The sequence below is a fragment of the Pseudomonas sp. MC6 genome (assembly GCF_054790575.1).
Window position 1 is genome coordinate 2,504,739 of sequence record NZ_CP186504.1, and the last position, 17,386, is coordinate 2,522,124.

15 protein-coding genes and 1 pseudogene are annotated in these 17,386 nt (G+C 59.8%); 9 read left to right on the forward strand and 7 right to left on the reverse strand.

Translation table 11 applies throughout. From position 1 onward, the window contains the following. The first annotated feature begins 62 nt into the window (after nucleotides 1-62). Both ACOYXE_RS11110 and ACOYXE_RS11115 read left to right on the forward strand, forming a co-directional pair. Nucleotides 63-1,715 (forward strand): GMC family oxidoreductase, encoded by a 1,653-nt coding sequence (locus ACOYXE_RS11110; protein ID WP_460929193.1) that lies wholly within the window; start codon nucleotides 63-65, stop codon nucleotides 1,713-1,715. Between the two features lie 139 nt (nucleotides 1,716-1,854). Then, a complete protein-coding gene (locus ACOYXE_RS11115) occupies nucleotides 1,855-3,477 on the forward strand; it encodes an MFS transporter (protein ID WP_095047447.1) in 1,623 nt (540 codons plus the stop codon). Nucleotides 3,478-3,532: 55 nt separating this feature from the next. On the opposite strand, the gene ACOYXE_RS11120 is transcribed toward ACOYXE_RS11115, so the two are convergent. Continuing rightward, nucleotides 3,533-3,901, reverse strand: a complete 369-nt coding sequence (locus ACOYXE_RS11120; protein WP_116255400.1) for a DUF427 domain-containing protein — start codon at nucleotides 3,899-3,901, stop codon at nucleotides 3,533-3,535. A gap of 290 nt (nucleotides 3,902-4,191) precedes the next feature. Then, nucleotides 4,192-5,598: pseudogene (locus ACOYXE_RS11125) on the reverse strand (serralysin family metalloprotease). A gap of 278 nt (nucleotides 5,599-5,876) precedes the next feature. On the opposite strand from ACOYXE_RS11125, the gene ACOYXE_RS11130 reads away from it, so the two are divergent. From ACOYXE_RS11130 to ACOYXE_RS11140, 3 genes are all read left to right on the forward strand, one after another. After that, on the forward strand, nucleotides 5,877-7,823 hold the full coding sequence (locus ACOYXE_RS11130) for a DNA topoisomerase III (RefSeq protein WP_460929195.1): 1,947 nt from the start codon (nucleotides 5,877-5,879) through the stop codon (nucleotides 7,821-7,823). Between the two features lie 48 nt (nucleotides 7,824-7,871). Then, a complete protein-coding gene (locus tag ACOYXE_RS11135) occupies nucleotides 7,872-8,375 on the forward strand; it encodes a GNAT family N-acetyltransferase (protein ID WP_460929197.1) in 504 nt (167 codons plus the stop codon). 510 nt (nucleotides 8,376-8,885) lie between these two features. Beyond that, nucleotides 8,886-9,215, forward strand: coding sequence for a hypothetical protein (locus tag ACOYXE_RS11140; protein WP_160057327.1), 330 nt, complete (start codon nucleotides 8,886-8,888; stop codon nucleotides 9,213-9,215). 230 nt (nucleotides 9,216-9,445) lie between these two features. Here the strand turns inward: ACOYXE_RS11140 and cynR are convergent, their stop codons facing one another. Then, complete coding sequence (gene cynR, locus ACOYXE_RS11145) at nucleotides 9,446-10,333, reverse strand: transcriptional regulator CynR (RefSeq protein WP_160057326.1); 888 nt, start codon at nucleotides 10,331-10,333, stop codon at nucleotides 9,446-9,448. 121 nt (nucleotides 10,334-10,454) lie between these two features. On the opposite strand from cynR, the gene cynS reads away from it, so the two are divergent. From cynS to ACOYXE_RS11160, 3 genes are all read left to right on the forward strand, one after another. Next, nucleotides 10,455-10,922 (forward strand): cyanase, encoded by a 468-nt coding sequence (gene cynS, locus ACOYXE_RS11150; protein WP_460929200.1) that lies wholly within the window; start codon nucleotides 10,455-10,457, stop codon nucleotides 10,920-10,922. A gap of 81 nt (nucleotides 10,923-11,003) precedes the next feature. Further along, the gene (locus ACOYXE_RS11155) at nucleotides 11,004-11,240 is read left to right on the forward strand and encodes a DUF2790 domain-containing protein (RefSeq protein ID WP_160057325.1); all 237 of its coding nucleotides are present in this window, start codon (nucleotides 11,004-11,006) and stop codon (nucleotides 11,238-11,240) included. Between the two features lie 12 nt (nucleotides 11,241-11,252). Then, the gene (locus tag ACOYXE_RS11160) at nucleotides 11,253-11,912 is read left to right on the forward strand and encodes a carbonic anhydrase (RefSeq protein WP_160057324.1); all 660 of its coding nucleotides are present in this window, start codon (nucleotides 11,253-11,255) and stop codon (nucleotides 11,910-11,912) included. Nucleotides 11,913-11,962: 50 nt separating this feature from the next. Here ACOYXE_RS11160 and ACOYXE_RS11165 read toward each other — a convergent pair whose 3' ends face one another. Both ACOYXE_RS11165 and glsB read right to left on the reverse strand, forming a co-directional pair. Further along, nucleotides 11,963-13,465: an aldehyde dehydrogenase family protein gene (locus ACOYXE_RS11165; protein WP_405124121.1), complete on the reverse strand. Its 1,503-nt coding sequence runs from the start codon at nucleotides 13,463-13,465 to the stop codon at nucleotides 11,963-11,965. A gap of 180 nt (nucleotides 13,466-13,645) precedes the next feature. Further along, nucleotides 13,646-14,554 carry a glutaminase B gene (glsB, locus tag ACOYXE_RS11170; protein ID WP_034152462.1) on the reverse strand — a complete coding sequence of 303 codons (909 nt, stop codon included), beginning with the start codon at nucleotides 14,552-14,554 and terminating at the stop codon, nucleotides 13,646-13,648. A 138-nt stretch (nucleotides 14,555-14,692) separates the two neighbouring features. Between glsB and ACOYXE_RS11175 the strand changes: the two genes are divergently transcribed. Next, nucleotides 14,693-15,181 (forward strand): GFA family protein, encoded by a 489-nt coding sequence (locus ACOYXE_RS11175; protein WP_160057322.1) that lies wholly within the window; start codon nucleotides 14,693-14,695, stop codon nucleotides 15,179-15,181. A gap of 164 nt (nucleotides 15,182-15,345) precedes the next feature. Here the strand turns inward: ACOYXE_RS11175 and ACOYXE_RS11180 are convergent, their stop codons facing one another. Together ACOYXE_RS11180 and ACOYXE_RS11185 are read right to left on the reverse strand one after the other, a co-directional pair. After that, nucleotides 15,346-16,632 carry an ATP-binding protein gene (locus tag ACOYXE_RS11180; protein WP_460929204.1) on the reverse strand — a complete coding sequence of 429 codons (1,287 nt, stop codon included), beginning with the start codon at nucleotides 16,630-16,632 and terminating at the stop codon, nucleotides 15,346-15,348. After that, entirely contained in the window at nucleotides 16,633-17,340 is a 708-nt protein-coding gene (locus ACOYXE_RS11185; RefSeq protein ID WP_160057320.1) for a winged helix-turn-helix domain-containing protein, read from the reverse strand. Nucleotides 17,341-17,386: the final 46 nt, after the last annotated feature.

The following is a 17,386-nucleotide window of genomic DNA, read 5'->3' on the forward strand; positions in this document are numbered from 1 at the left end:
TCTTTTAACGAAAGCTAACAACTAGAGTGTCCGACAATAAAAACAAAAAGCGAGGTCAGGGAATGCAGACTTCCCTCGATGAATACGACTACATCGTGGTCGGCGCCGGCCCTGCCGGGTGCTTGCTGGCCAATCGGCTGTCGGCAGATCCTCAGCAGCGCGTGCTGTTGCTCGAAGCCGGCGGGCGCGACAACTATGCGTGGATTCACATTCCTGTCGGTTACCTGTTCTGCATCGGTAACCCGCGCACCGACTGGTGCTTCAAGACTGAAGAACAACCGGGCCTCAACGGCCGCGCGCTGAGCTATCCGCGCGGCAAAGTGCTGGGCGGTTGTTCGTCCATCAACGGCATGATCTACATGCGTGGCCAGGCCAACGATTACGATGGCTGGGCTGCCGAGGGCAATCCGGGCTGGGCTTGGAATGATGTGCTGCCGCTGTTCAAAGAGAGCGAAAACCACTTTGCCGGCGCGGCTGAGTTTCACGGCGCCAAGGGTGAATGGCGGGTTGAACAGCAGCGCCTGTCGTGGCCGATTCTGGATGCCTTTCGCAGTGCGGCTGAGCAGAGCGGCATCGCCAGCATCGATGACTTCAATCAGGGCGACAACGAGGGTTGCGGCTACTTCCAGGTCAATCAGAAATCCGGCGTGCGCTGGAACGCGGCGAAGGCGTTTTTGAAACCGGTGCGCGACCGGACGAATCTGACGGTGCTGACCGGGGTTGAGGTGGATCGTGTTCTGCTGGAGGACGGTCGCGCCTCGAAAGTCAGCGCGCGTCACGAAGGTCAGGCCAAGCAGTTCAAGGCGCGCAAAGAGATTGTCTTGTGCGCCGGCGCGGTCGGTTCACCAAGTATTTTGCAACGCTCCGGGATTGGTCCACGGCCACTGCTCGAACGCTTGGGAATCGGCGTGATTCATGAGCTGCCAGGCGTCGGCGGCAACCTGCAGGATCACCTGCAACTGCGCCTGATCTACAAACTGGAAAACACCCGCACGCTCAACCAGATCGCTGGCAGCGTGTGGGGCAAAATGGGCATGGGCCTGCGTTATCTGTATGACCGTAGCGGGCCGCTGTCGATGGCGCCGAGTCAGTTGGGCGCGTTTGCGCGTTCGGGGCCGGAGCAGACCTCGGCGAATCTTGAGTACCACGTGCAGCCATTGTCCCTGGAGCGTTTTGGCGAGCCGTTGCACAGTTTCCCGGCGTTCACCGCTTCTGTGTGCGACCTGCGTCCGCAGAGTCGTGGGCGCATCGACATTCGTTCGGCGGATCCGCAGGAAGCGCCGTTGATTCAGCCCAACTACCTCAGTCATCCAGAGGATTTGCGCGTCGCGGCAGATGCGATTCGCCTGACCCGCCGCATCGTCAGCGCCCCTGCCCTGCAAGCGTTCAAACCGGTGGAGTACCTGCCCGGCGCCAACCTGCAAAGTGAAGAACAATTGCAGCAAGCAGCGGCGACGATCGGCACGACGATTTTCCATCCAGTCGGTACCTGCCGCATGGGCAATGACGGCGATGCGGTGGTCGACGCACAGCTGCGCGTCCACGGCGTGCCCGGTTTGCGCATTGCCGACGCGTCGATCATGCCGCGCATCACCTCGGGCAACACCTGTTCGCCTACGCTGATGATTGCCGAGAAAGCGGCACAACTCATCCTCAACCCTAATGCTGTGAACACAACCCCTGTAGGAGTGAGCCTGCTCGCGATGACTGAATAACATTCAACATCTGCGTTGGCTGATACACCGCTATCGCGAGCAGGCTCACTCCTACAAGGGACCGCGTTTAATTCAAGGCATCACCCGGACACGCAACACCAGTGGAACAACAAAAACAATCACTGTGAGGGATACCGATATGTCAGAACACGTTCAGCCGCTGGACGCCGTGCGCAGCGCGGAGACCAGCCCGGATACACGCAAAGTCATCTTCGCCTCATCACTGGGAACGGTGTTCGAGTGGTATGACTTCTTCCTCTACGGCGCCCTCGCGGCGGTGATCAGCAAGCAGTTTTTCGCCGGAGTCAACGACACCACGGCGTTCATCTTTGCGCTGATGGCTTTCGCCGCAGGCTTTATCGTGCGGCCGTTCGGGGCGCTGGTGTTTGGTCGGTTGGGCGACATGATCGGGCGTAAATACACCTTTCTCGCGACGATCATTCTGATGGGCGTGGCGACGTTCTGCGTCGGTCTGCTGCCGACCTACGCCAGCATTGGCATCGCCGCGCCGATCATTCTGGTGGTGCTGCGCATGCTGCAGGGCCTGGCGCTTGGCGGTGAATACGGCGGCGCGGCGACCTATGTGGCCGAGCATGCGCCAATCGGCAAACGCGGATTCCACACCAGTTGGATTCAATCCACCGCGACTCTCGGCCTGTTGCTGTCGCTGCTGGTGGTGCTCGGTTGCCGCTACTTCACCGGCGATCAGTTTGAGGTGTGGGGCTGGCGTATTCCCTTCCTGCTGTCGATCGTACTGCTGGGCATTTCCACTTGGATTCGCCTGAGCCTGCACGAGTCGCCGGCGTACCTGAAAATGAAAGAGGAAGGTAAAACCTCGAAAGCGCCGATACGCGAATCCTTCGGCAAATGGGAAAACCTCAAAGTTGTGCTGATCGCCCTGTTCAGCATCAACGCCGGGCAAGCGGTGACCTTTTACGCGGCGCAGTTCTACGTGCTGTTCTTCCTCACCCAGTTCCTGAAAATGGACCCGGCGGTGGCCAACACCTTGCTGATCATCAGCGTGGTCATCGGCGCGCCGTTCTTCATCTTTTTCGGCTGGCTGTCGGACAAGGTCGGGCGTAAACCGGTGCTGATGCTGGGCTTGCTGCTGGCCACCGCGTTGTACTTCCCGATCTTCAAATCCCTCGCGCACTACGCCAACCCGGCGATCGATCAGGCCAGCCGTCAGGCGCCGATCACCGTGCTGGCGGATCCGGCGACCTGCACCTTCCAGTTCGACCCGGTCGGCAAAGCCAAATTCGACAGCCCGTGCGACAAGGTCAAGACCTTCCTGGTCAAGCAAGGCCTGCCCTACTCCAGCGCCGCTGCGCCTGCTGGCAGCGCCGTGCAAGTGAGCGTCGGCGACGTCAAACTCGACGGCTTCGATGAGGCTGCACTGCGCGGTGCGATCACGCTGGCCGGCTACCCGCAACAGGCCGATCTGCAGCAGATCAACAAACCGATGATCGTCGCCCTGATCGTGGCGTTGATCATCATCTCGGCGATGTGCTACGGCCCGTTGGCGGCGCTGATGGTCGAACTGTTCCCGACGCGCATTCGCTACACCTCGATGTCGCTGCCATATCACATCGGCAACGGCTGGTTTGGCGGATTCCTGCCTACGGTGTCGTTCGCGTTGGTGGTGTACACCGGGGACATCTTTTATGGGCTGTGGTATCCGGTGTTGATTACCGGGGTGAGCCTGGTGGTGGGGATGATCTGTTTGCGTGAGACGAAGAATATCGATCTCGACAAGAACTGAAACTCAACCAGATAATTCAATCGGCGAGGGTTTTTACTCTCGCCGATTTTTTTGCTCAGGCATCAGCCTTGATCACTTCGAATTTCACCTGATCCGGATAAAACGCCACGTAGTCCTTGATCGGCCCGACCGAGATTTTCGGCTTCTCATAAGTCCACACCGCGTTCGCCCCTTCATGCCCCGGCACTTGCAGGCTGAAGTAGTTGGCGTCGCCCTTGTACGGGCAATAACTGGTGTGGTCGGTGCGGGCGAAGTACTTTTCGTCGATGTCTTCGCGGGGGATGTAATAGACCGGCGGGTAGTTGGCTTCGTTGAGGATCAGTACGTGGGACGAGGCGGCGACCTGGATGCCGTGGAATTTCACTATCAGGCAGCCGGGAAGTTGTTCGAGGGCAATGACGGGACTAGGGCCGGAGCTTTTCATGGGGGTTCTCCTGGATACGGCGAAGAGACCGGTTCAGGTATAGCTCATTGGTTCTGGTTGGGGTGGGTTTGCAGCCGAACGGCCCTTCAACATCAAAAGCCCCTCACCCTAGCCCTCTCCCGGAGGGAGAGGGAACTGACCGAGTTGTCTGGCGAAATCCATCGACCTGAAAAATCGAGTCGATTATGGATTCAAAGCCAATCGTTCAAGTCGGTGAATTTCGCCAATATCCCCCAATCGGTCCCCTCTCCCACTGGGAGAGGGTTAGGGTGAGGGCCGTTCTTCAGGCATCACGCAACGATATCAGTTGCCACCGCTTGCCCCACCACGCCCACGGCAAAGTCCACCGCCCCCTGCCCCGTCAGGTCAACCATCAGGCTGGTCTGATTGGTCTGCGCGAAGTAGGTCAGGATCGCGTCGCCCGCATGCCCGGTGAAGCCGCTGACAAAGTTCAGCGACGCCGCGCCCGTGGCGAAACCGGCGATCCCCGACAGGTCGATCTTGTCCAGGCCGCTGGTGAAATCCATGATCCAGTCCGGCGCAGTCATGGTCGAATCACTGGCCGCGCCAAACACGAAGGTGTCCGCACCTGCACCACCCCACAAGGTGTCGCCACCGCCACCACCGTAAAGGATGTCATTGCCGGCACCGCCGACCAGTTCGTTGGCAACGGTGTTGCCGATCAGCAGGTCATTGCCTGAACCGCCGATGGCATTTTCCACGGTCACACCGTAAGCGATGGACACATTACCGACGAGGCCACCGATGTCGGAGAACGAACCTTCATTGAGGTTGATCTTCTGGTTCTGGTTGAAGCCGGAGAAGTCCAGCGTGTCGTTGCCGCCGCCATCCCACACCGAGAACACCACTTTGGAGGACGCCGAAGTGGCGCTGTAGAAATCGCGCTCGGCATTGGAGTTGAAGCCGTACGTGGTGTCATCGGCACGGGTCGCGTAGTTGGCGCCATACAGTTTCTGCACCGCGACGATATCGTCGAGCAACGGCGCCGAGGCGTACGCGCCGCTGCCGTCCTTGCTGAAGTTTTGCTCGGTGTTGGCTTCGCTCCAGTAGCTCATCAGGCTGTAGCCACGGGTGTCTTCGGCGTACTTGGCGTCGTTATAGGTCGGGTTGCCATTACCGGCGTTTTACGCGCCCGGATGCGACAGGCCAAGGGTGTGACCGATCTCGTGGGTCAGGGTCTGGCGCCCGTAGTTGTTGATGTCCGGGGTTTTGTTGACCTGGTATTGATCGTTGATCAGGTACCACGACTGGCCGTCATAGCTGCCACCGCTCGGTAAGTAAGCGAATGCCGCACCACCGGTGCTGACATCGTAGTTACCGAAGGTCATGTGGCCATCGCCGCCCTTGCCTTCAGTGAAGGTGACGTTGGCGACATCAGCCCAGGATTGCATGGCCAGCACGGCCTGGGCCTTTTGCTGGGCGCTGAACTCGCTGAAGTTGCCCAGTTTGACGTTGTAGTTCGTCGGTTTCTCGGTCAGGAAGGTGTAACTGAGGTCTACTTTGCCGTCAGCGTTCTTGTCGCCCCACGACAGGCCTTTGCGCAGGATTTCATCCGCAGCCTGATCGGCAGTGAATGAGGGTTTGCCATTGACCAGCCCGACGCCACGGTCATACAGATGGCTGAAGGTATCGATTTCGTCGAAGGCGCTGCTGGTGTTGGATTTGGCTTGAGCCATGATGGACTTCCTTGTTTCTGAGTAGTCAGTGTCGACAGACCACGGCGATCTTCTGGCGAGATCGTCCTGTCACTCGCGTGTTTTGAATCGGCGAAAAACCTGACACAGGCGCAAACCGGGCGCTAATCAATTTCTCGATAGCCGGGCCTGCGTCCCTGTATTGCCCGTCACCTGCTGCAATGTTTTTTATCTGTATATCCATACAGATAAAAGTTGCCCCTGACGCCAAGTCCGGCCATTCTGTGCACCTGTTCGGACCTTGATCGACGATGGTGGTTATGCGGCTGTACCTCTGTGAAAAACCCTCCCAGGCCAAAGACATTGCGGCCGTGCTCGGCGCCAAGCGTCGGGGCGACGGCTGCTGGCTGGGAACGGACGTCACGGTGACCTGGTGCATCGGCCACTTGCTCGAAACCGCGCCGCCGGATGCCTATGACGCCCGCTACAAGCGCTGGGTACTGGCCGATCTGCCGATCATTCCGGACAAGTGGAAAATGACCGTCAAACCGCGCACGGCCAGCCAGTACAAAGCGGTCAAGCGCCTGCTCGGCGAGGCCAGCGAGCTGATCATCGCCACCGACGCCGACCGTGAGGGCGAGATGATTGCCCGGGAACTGGTCGAGCATTGTCGTTATCGCGGGCCGATCCGCCGCTTGTGGCTGTCGGCGCTGGACGAAGCCTCGATCCGCAAGGCTCTGGCCGCATTGAAACCGGGGGCCGAGACCTTCAGCCTGTATCACTCGGCGCTGGGCCGCTCGCGGGCGGACTGGCTGATCGGCATGAACATGAGCCGACTGTTCACGCTGCTCGGTCGGCAATCGGGTTATCAGGGCGTGTTACCGGTTGGCCGGGTGCAGACACCGACCTTGCGGCTGGTGGTGGATCGCGACCGCAGCATCGCCGATTTCGTGCCGGTGCCGTTCTGGGCGATCGATGTCGATCTGCTGCACAACGGCATTCCGTTTACTGCGCAATGGCGTGCACCACCGGATGCCTGCGATGATCAGGAGCGCTGCCTGAATCAAACGCTGGCCCAACAAGCGGCCGCCGCCATCAACGGCGCTGCCAATGCCCGGGTGGCCAAGCTGAAAACCGAGCGCATGCGCGAAGTGGCGCCCCTGCCCTTCGATCTCGGCACCTTGCAGGAGGTCTGTTCGAAGAAGCTCGGCCTCGGCGCGCAGGAAACCCTCGACATTGCTCAGGCACTCTACGAAACCTACAAAGTCATCACCTACCCGCGCAGTGATTGCGGCTACTTGCCGCTAAGCCAGCACAGTGAGGCGCCGGGAATTCTCGCGGCGTTGCGTCAGGCCGACTCGAGTCTTGACGCACTGCAAGGCCATCTCGACCCCCAGCGCCGCTCCCGAGCGTGGAACGACGCCAAGGTCAGCGCGCACCACGGCATCATTCCCACCGCTGCAGCGAAGAATCTAGAGCGCCTGACAGGCAAACACCGTGCGGTCTACACCCTGATCCGCGCTCGCTATCTGGCGCAGTTCCTGCCCAATCACGAATACGATCGCACCCAGGCCGACTTCGATTGCGCCGGTGAAGCGTTGCGCGCGGTCGGCAAGCAGATCATCGAACCAGGCTGGAAACGCGCGCTGCCCGAGGCACTGGCGCCGGCCAAGGGCCGCGAAGCTCCCGCGCCGCAAACCTTGCCGGCGCTGAGCCAAGGCGTCGAATGCGCCATCGCCGCAGTGAAGTTCAAGGATCTGTGGACGCAACCACCGAAACCCTACACCGAGGGCGATCTGATCAAGGCGATGAAGAACGTCGCCAAACTGGTCGAGGATCCACTGCTCAAACAGAAACTCAAGGACACCACCGGCATTGGCACGGAAGCCACCCGCGCCTCGATCATTCAGGGCTTGATTGACCGTGGTTATCTGGTGAAAAACGGCAAGGCCCTCGCCGCCACACCGGCGGCGTTCAGCCTGATTGATGCGGTGCCACGCGCGATTGCCGACCCCGGCACTACGGCGATCTGGGAACAGGCGCTGGACATGGTGCAAAGTGGCGAAATGAGTCTTGAAGAGTTCGTCACCAAACAAGCGGCGTGGATGAGCAAACAGGTGACACGCTGCTCCAGCCTCAGCCTGACCATCAGCGGCCCGCCGCCGGCCGGTAAAGCGGCGGCCCCGTGGAAGAAGAAACGCAAATCATCGACCCGCAGCAAAACCACAGGCACCACCAAACGCACGCCGAAACCAGCTGCCAAATAAAACCCGCTAGTGTTTCTGCAAGGCTCATCACTTTCAGGAACCCGGCGTATGGCCAATATCGAACTGCACCCAGCCCGGCGCGATGAGCTGGAAATCATCGAAAACCTCATGCAGTTCTACATGTACGACTTCAGCGAATGGCTGCCGCTAAAGCTCGCTCCGCATGGTTTCTTCTCCATCCAGCCGAAAATCGACTACTGGCGCCACCCGGCCACCCAACCATTTCTGATTCGCGTCGACGGCGAACTCGCCGGTTTCGTGACCGTCGATAACGAAACGCATATCGCCGGGGCTGAGCACAACATCGGATACTTTTTCATCGCGCGACGCTTTCGTGGCCAAGGCGTCGCGCAGTTTGTCGTCTCTGCCCTCTTGAGCCAGATCCCCGGTCAATGGCAGATTTTCCATATCGACGCCAACCTGCCGGCCCAGCGCTTCTGGGCCAGGCTGATTCCGTTATTGAGCGACGCCCACTTCACCCTGCAGCAGCGCGAAGTAGGCGGTTATCCATGCACCTTCTATGCGCTGCGCACGCCTTTTTCCGTTGCCTGAACGGACTCTTTCTCATTCCAAAACTGCTTTGTCCGACAATATGTAGTGAGTAAAAATAATCACTACAAAACCGTTGACGGCATCGTTTTGCTTTTGCATGATGAAGACGTTCCCCGATCGGGAACATCGGTAACACGCTTGAGCAAACTCGTCTGACCGCCGAGTTGTTTTTTCCGGATACACGCTGCCCACAAGGCAGATTGAAGAAGCTGACCTGGCCTGAACGTCCAGTACAAGGACGAGAAGCGCTGGCGAAAATTCTCAAGACGCTTGTGGTCGACACGGTAAATGTCGTCAAGGAGCCTCCCGGTTTTCGCTGCTTCTCCTCGTTGTGACGCTATTGCGTAGCAGTTATTCAACACGACTACATGCAACAGATGCACGACCCCGTACTGCACACGGGCGAGCGCTGACGTCCTGGTTTCGGTGCCAGGGATCAACTAACCGATGGGCTACCTGTATTAGCGAATCAACTTTGAAAGATCACCAGACTGGTCAAGGGGCAATATCATGAATCTGAACAATCAACCAACTATCGAAGAACTGGCTCGTATGTTCGCTGCGCAGAAAGACAGCCACGACAGCCATATTCTGTGGATCAGCAAGTCGGGTCAGGTACATATCGACTGCCTGGCGACCCATGCTGACGAAGACGAGTTCGACCGCAACCATCAGAACCTGCTGGCCCGCCTGAAGATGTACCGTCGCGGCCACGGTTATGTTGGCAAGAAAGCCGCGGCCGACAAGGACTTCATCGGGAATGTTCTGCAAACGCTGAAACAGGCGTGGGGTTCGATGCAGAACAATAATGAAGTTCGGGTGATTGATCGGTTCTGCTGAGTTAGTCATTAAATAATTGAAAGGCCTGCTTCCTTAAAGGAAGCAGGCCTTTTTTTGTTCGCTTGCATTGATTTGGCGTGACTGGAATTGTAGCCCCTCACCCCAGCCCTCTCCCGAGGGAGAGGGAGCCGATTTATGGTGCTTTAAGAACCTGAGTTCGACTCAGGTTTCTCAGGTCGGCGTAGATCGCACAAACATCTCGGTCAGTCCCCTCTACCTCTGGGAGAGGGTTAGGGTGAGGGGCTTCCCATGCCCAACACCAATTCCACAAACGCCACCGCCGCCGCACTGTGATAATTATTGCGCCGCCGCAACAACGCCGCTCCACGCTGCGGCGCATCACTCTCCACGCGCAACCGGCGCAACGCCCGATCCTCCGTCGCAATCGCTTCCGGCAACATCGTCGCCAGCGGCGAATGCCGCACCACTTCCAGCAACGTACTCACCGAATTCACCTCGATCCGCACCTGTGGCGTAATCCCGTGCTGGCGGAAATACTCGTCCACCGATAACCGCGTGATGAAGTCGGGCGCCAACAAGGCAAAGTCCAGCGAAGCAATATCCCCCGGCGTCAGTACCGAGCGACTGTCATACAACGGATGCTCCCGCCCGACCATGATCCCCAAGGTTTCGGTAAACGCCGGAATACACTCGATATCGGCGCTGCGCACCGGCGTAAACGCAATCGCGATATCCAGAGAGTCATCCGCCAACCCCGCCTCAATGTCATCCATCGACAACTCGAAGATCTGCAAATGAATCCCCGGATACCGCGCGGCAAAGTCGCGCACCAATGGCCCGACCAGATACGCCATGAACGTCGGCGTCATCGCCAGACGCAACGTGCCGCGAGACAGATCCTTCACGTCATGCAGCGCGCGCTTGCCCGCCTCCAGCTCGACCAGCACCCGTCGCGCGCATTCGATGTAAGCCGCGCCGGCATCCGTCGGTTTTACCGTGCGCGAAGTGCGATCAAACAGGTTCACCCCCAGGGTTTCTTCCAGTTGGCGAATCTGCTGCGACAGGGTCGGCTGCGACACATGCAACGCCTCGGCGGCACGGGTGAAGCCGCCGTGATCGGCAACGGCCAGCAGATAACGCAAATGTCGCAGCAGCATGGCAATCACCATCTATAGGCAGGACTTATGCGAAGCATTGTATATCGGTCTTGGACGCTATGGATGAATCGGCAGAAGATCAATCCCACACAGCAAGCCAACCCCTGAAAGGAGTGACACCATGCAACAGTCCCACGCCTACAACGACACCAGCCTGGCCCTGACCACCCGCGTTCTCGACGCCAAGGCACGCAAAGATCTGTCGTGGCAGGATCTGGCCGACGGCACCGGCCTCAGCCTGGCATACGTCACCGCTGCCCTGCTCGGCCAGCACCCGCTGCCGGAAAACGCCGCCCAAGTGGTCGGCGACAAACTCGAACTGAGCACTGAAGACGTCGCGGCGATGCAGATCATCCCCCTGCGTGGCAGCCTCAGCGGCGTACCGACCGACCCGACCATCTACCGCTTCCACGAGATGATCCAGATCTACGGCACCACCCTCAAAGCGCTGGTTCACGAGCAGTTCGGCGACGGCATCATCAGCGCAATCAACTTCAAACTCGACATCAAGAAAGTCGAAGACCCGGAAGGCGGTTCCCGCGCTGTGGTCACCCTCGACGGCAAGTTCCTGCCCCTGCGTCCGTTCTGATCCGCCCCGGCCCGCACCGAGCGTGCGGGCCAACCCACCTCGAATGGCTACCCGTCACCCAACACATCTGGAGGCTGCCCCATGCAAAAAATTCTGTTGATTCTGGCCCTGCTCGGCGGCGTTTGCGCCCAGGCATCTGCCGCTGACGAGGTCGTCGCCTACCGCTACGGCATGCCACTGGACATCGCTCAAGTGCTGAGCATTACCCCGGTTACCGATGTGTGTGGCGTAGTGCCGGTGGAGATGACGTATCTGGACAGCCACGGTGGCAAACACATTCTTCAATACAGCGAATTCGGCAGCGGTTGCTCGAACTGAGAGGACAACACCATGAAAAACCTGATTGATGGCTTCCTGAAATTCCAGAACGAAGCGTTTCCGCAACGCACCGAACTGTTCAAACACCTGGCGACCACGCAACAGCCCGGCACCTTGTTCATCACCTGTTCCGACAGCCGAGTAGTGCCAGAATTATTGACCCAACAAGAACCCGGCGAACTGTTCGTGATCCGCAACGCCGGCAATATCGTGCCGTCCTACAGCCCGCATCCGGGCGGGGTTTCGGCGACGGTGGAGTACGCGGTGGCGGTGCTCGGGGTGACCGACATTGTGATCTGCGGGCATTCGGACTGCGGCGCGATGACCGCGATCGCGAAGTGCAAATGCATGGATCACTTACCTGCGGTCAGCGGCTGGCTGCAGCATGCCGAGTCGGCGAAAGTGGTTAACGAAGCGCGGCCACATGCCAATGACGCGGCGAAGTTGAGCTCGATGGTGCGCGAAAACGTGATCGCGCAACTGGCGAACATTCAGACCCACCCGAGCGTGCGTCTGGCGCAGGAGAAAGGCCTGCTGAACCTGCACGGCTGGGTGTATGACATCGAGACCGGCTCGATCGATGCGCTGTCCTCGGACCGCCGCACGTTTGTGCCACTGGCCGAGCAACCGGCGACTTGCGCGATTCATGCACAAACCACCCACGCGGCCTGAGCAACTGATCGTTCCCACGCTCTGCGTGGGAACGATCATTGTCCGCCAGATCAGCGTTTTACTGTGAGATCGATCTGGGTCATGCGGCTGCGCACAGTGAACACGCCGTCACCGGAAAGAATCGCACTGCGCGCAAACAAGCGCCCGCTCTCCCAGTTCGAAAGCCCCAGCTCCGGCTTGTTCAGCGCGTACTGGCCGTCGACCCAACGGGTAATGCCATTGCCCACGAACGGCGCATTCACCGCGTTGTAGAAACGCTCTTGTACGGCTGCATCCTCACTGATCAAAGACACAGTGAACTGCGGGCTGTAGCGGTTGAACAGCGCAATCGCCTGATCCAGATCGTCAACGATCATCAGGCTGACTTCCGGGGTTTCTTCCCATTCCCATTCGCGGCCCAGCGCCGACTCCGCCAAAGGTTCAGCCAACGCTTCGGTCTGAAAACCCTCGGCGCGATAGACCTCGACCGTCGCGTTCTGCCACTCACTCGGCAAGCATCCTTCACTGCCTTCAACGATGTGCAATTTGCAGCCCTGGCCACGCGCAGTACCGGCCTGTTGCAGCGCATCAAGAAACAGCGGCACCAGTTCCGCCGCGCGATCACGCTGGATCAGGCAGACGTTGAGGGTGTTGCACACTTTGCGGTCCAGCGAGTTGCGCACCACGGCGGCAAAACGTGTGGCATCGGCAGCACGATCGGCGATCAACCACGCGCCACCCGTGCCATGCAGGCTGACCGCGGTGCCAGCCTGCTGGGCAATGCTGCCCAACTGACTGACCGCACGACCCGAGCCGCGCGCCACCGCCAGCGACAAACGTCGATCAGCAAACATCGCCCAACCAGCCGCGTGATTGACGCTTTCCACCAACGAGACCGCGCCCGCCGGCAGACCGGCATCAGTCAGCGCCGGGTTCAGTGCGTGAGTGACGATGGCTTGCGCGGTGCCCAAGGCATCGCTGCCGATACGCAGCACAGCGGTGTTGCCGGTGCGCAAGACACCGGCCGCATCGGCGAACACGTTCGGCCGACCTTCAAAGACAAACGCGACAATGCCCAGCGGCGAGACCACTTGTTCGACCTTCCAGCCGTCGTGCTCGACACTGCTGATGACTTTACCGCGCGTGGCGGCGGCATCTCGCCAGGCACGCAGGCCGGCGATCATGTCGCCGCGCATGCGCTCGTCGGCGAGCAGCCGGGTGGTGGAGCGGCCGCGTGCCTTGGCGCGTTCGATGTCGGCAAGGTTGGCGGTTTCGATGTGCGCCCAGCACGCCGGGTTTTCCAGACGTTGCGCGAACAGGTCAAAAAACGTGCTGATCGCTTCATCGGATACAGCCGACAGCGCAGTGAATGCGGCGGCTGCGCGCTCGATCGCTACCGACGCCGCTTGCTGATCCGCCACGGGGATCAACAGCAGCTCGCCACTGACCTGCTCCACCAGCAGGTGATCACCGGGCTGAAAGCGCGCGGCCAGTTCGGGGCTGACCACGGTGACGCGGTTACCAGCGAAAGGGATCGGCGTGCCAGCGACTAGACGTTCGAGCGCAAGAGACATGAAGCGGATTCACCATGCAGGGAGCGGCCGGAAAATGTATAGGAACACCCTCTCCCCAGGCAACACAAAACCCCTTGTAGGAGTGAGCCTGCTCGCGATAACGGTGGATCAGATATACACATGTTGACTGACACTAAGCTATCGCGAGCAGGCTCACTCCTACAGGGATTGGGTTTCAGATCAAAATACTGACCAGCCAATCCGCGAACTGAGCATCTCCAGCGCCGCCATCCCCGCCAGCGAGTTCCCCGCCGCATTCAATTCCGGCGACCACACGCACACCGTGAACTGCCCTGGCACCACCGCGACAATCCCGCCACCAACGCCGCTCTTGCCCGGCAAGCCAACGCGGTAAGCGAAGTTACCCGCTTCGTCATACAGCCCGCTGGTGGCCATGATCGAGTTGACCTGCTGGGTTTGCCGACGCGTGAGGATCTGTTCGCCGCTGTGTTTGCAAAAACCGTCGTTGGCCAGAAAGCAGAACGCCCGCGCCAGATCAATGCAGTTCATGCGCAACGCGCAGTGGCTGAAATAGCTGCGCAGCACCGCTTCGACATCGTTGTGAAAATTGCCGAACGACTGCATCAGATACGCCATCGCCGCATTGCGCGCACGGTGTTGATATTCAGAATCGGCGACTTTGCCGTCGATCATGATCTGCGGATTGCCTGACAGGCGCCGGACGAAATCGCGCATCGACAGGGTCGGTGCGGCAAAGCGTGACTGGTTGATATCGCAGATCACCAGCGCACCGGCATTGATGAATGGGTTGCGTGGCCGACCGCGCTCGAATTCCAGCTGCACCAGCGAGTTGAACGGCTGCCCGGACGGCTCGTGACCAAGGCGCTCCCAGATCGCTTCGCCGGAATGATCGATCGCCTGCACCAGGCTGAACACCTTGGAAATACTCTGCACCGAGAACGGTGTCTCGGCGTCCCCGGCGCAATACATCTCGCCGTCGTTGCCGTACACGGCGATGCCCAGTTGATTGGCCGGCACAGTGCCGAGGGCGGGAATGTAGTCAGCCACCTTGCCTTGCCCGATCAGCGGGCGGACAGCGTCAAGAATCTCGTTCAACAGCGCTTGCATGCCGGGTTCCGAAGTCTCGCCCCATGGGATTGCGGGGACACTGGGGCTAGACGCTGCGCCCGCCCGTCGAATCACACCGACCGCCATCGCACTGAATGTTCTAGGCTCAACCGCACATTCAGAAACCGGAGAGCTCCCATGCATCTCGAAGGCTCCTGCCATTGCGGCGAGGTCACATTCAGCCTCACCAGCGCCCACCCCTACCCTTATCAACGCTGCTACTGCTCGATCTGCCGCAAGACCCAGGGCGGTGGCGGTTATGCGATAAACCTCGGCGGCGACGCGACCAGTCTCAAAGTGCGCGGGCGCAAACACATCAGCGTTTACCACGCGAAGATGAAAGACGAAGGCGACAAGCGCGCCCATCGCAGCACGGCCGAACGCCATTTCTGCTCACTGTGTGGCAGCGGTTTGTGGCTGTTCAGCCCTGAATGGCCGGAGCTGATCCACCCGTTCGCCTCGGCCATCGACACGCCTTTGCCGGTGCCGCCGGAGCACACACATCTGATGCTCGGTTCGAAAGCACCCTGGGTCGAAGTCGAGGCCAAAACCAAAGACCAACAGTTCGACGTCTACCCCGAAGAATCCATTGCCCAGTGGCATGAACGTCTCGGCTTGACCCGCTGAACCGTGCCCCCTGTAGGAGCGAGCCTGCTCGCGATAGCGGTGGATCAGACACACCCATGCTGACTGACCCGACGCTTTCGCGAGCAGGCTCGCTCCCACAGAAGAACGCATTCCATTTGTGGGAGCGAGCCTGCTCGCGAAGGGGCCGGCGCAGGCAACAGCATTCAATCCAGATGCGCCCAGGTCATCCGGAACGACGCCCCACCCCAAGCCGAATCGCCCACTTCAACCTGCCCGCCATGGGACTGCGACACTCGGCGCACCAACGCCAAACCCAAGCCAAACCCACCCGTACGCCGATCCCGGCTGGCATCCAGCCGCGAAAACGGTTCGAAGATCTTCTCCCGCCCATGCACCGGTACGCCCGGCCCATCGTCGTTGACCCGCACTTCGTAATAATCGCCGGTGCGCACCAGCGTCACCTCAACTCGCTGCTCGGCGTAACGAATCGCGTTGCGCAGCAGATTGATCACCGCCCGCGCCATGAATCGCGGCTCGATACGCACGGTGTCGAGCCGGCAATCACCGATCAGCAATTGCACTCCCGCCGCTTCGGCCTCCAGCGCCACGCTGCCAACCACACTGTCGAGCCAATTGGCAGCCTGAATGTTTTCGCGTTTGATTACCGTCGCACCGCGCTCGAGGCTGGCGTAGGTCAGCAGTTCCGAGACCATTTCCTCGAGTTCGCCGAGGTCGGCGTACATGTCGGCAATCAGCTCGCGGTTCTGACTGGCGTCCGGTTGCTGTTTGAGCTGGTCGAGTTCAAACGACAGCCGCGCAATCGGTGTGCGCAGTTCGTGGGAGACGGCGTTGGTCAGCTCACGCTGGTTGGCGATCAGGCCTTCGATGCGTGCGGCCATCAGGTTGAAGTGCTCGGCCAGATCGCGGATGTTCGAGCGCTTCGACAACTGGATGCGCACCGACAGATCGTTGTCGCCGAAACGCTCGGCGGCCAGACGCAGTTTCTCCAGATCGCGCCAGTGCGGACGCACCCAGAAAAACAGGACGATGCCGATCATCACGGCAATCATCAGGTAGGCGCCGGCGATGTAGAACGGCATCAGACTCGGCTCGGCCGGCAAGCGAATACTGAGTAATTGCGGCCCCTCATCAATCGCCGAAATGTACTGGGTGTACTTGTCGCGGATCACCAGCAACCCTTTGGCCAGTTCGGCCTTTTCCTCGTCACTCAGGGCGAGTTCAGAAGTGTCGACCAGCGTCAGCCCCAAGCCGTAATGCGGGCGGATCGTTTCTAGCTGCTTTTCCCGGGCCGGGCCGTCGAGGTCACGCAACTGCTGGCCCAATGTCCATGCCTGCCCGCGCACGGCCTCACGGTTGTAGTCCTGCATCTGGTAATCGAGCAAGGCATCAAAGGTACGTTCGACCGTCTGCAACGCCAGCACCAGACCAATTGTCATGACCAGAAACAGCCCGAGAAATAACCGCAGCATCTACAGCTCCCACGCGAACGGATTGAACAGATAACCCTTGCCCCACACGGTCTTGATGCACATCGGCTCACGGGGGTTGTCTTTGAGTTTGTTGCGCAACTTGCTGATGTAAACGTCGACGCTGCGATTGAGCCCGTCGAAGGCGATCCCGCGCATGCGATTGAGGATGTCATCACGCGACAGCACCTTGCCGGCCGCGCTGGCCAGCAACCACAGCAGCTCGAATTCCATGGTGGTCATTTCGATGACCTCGCCCGCCAGCCGCACTTCCCGACAACTGCGGTCGACGCTCAACTGGCCGAACTCCAGAAAACTGACGACATTGCTATCCGGCACCTGGCGCCGTTGCAGCGCCCGCAGCCGGGCCAGCAACACCGGCGGCTTGATCGGTTTGATCACATAGTCATCGGCGCCGGATTCCAGCCCGAGAATGTGGTCGAGATCGTCCTCCTTGGCAGTCAGAATCACGATCGGCGTGTCCGATACACTGCGAATCTCGCGGCACACGTGCAAACCGCTCTGCCCCGGCAACATCAGGTCGAGCACCACGACTTTCGGCTTGAATTCCAGAAAGGCAGCCACGGCCAGGTCGCCGCGCAGCACGGTGCGCACCTCGTAGCCGTGTTGTTCGAGAAAGTGCGCGATCAGCGCCGCCAGACGCTCATCGTCTTCCACCAACAGAACTTTGCCAAAACCCAGGTTATCCATAACGACCGTCTGCCACCCAAGTGTGAAGTGGTCGGCATTATGGCGG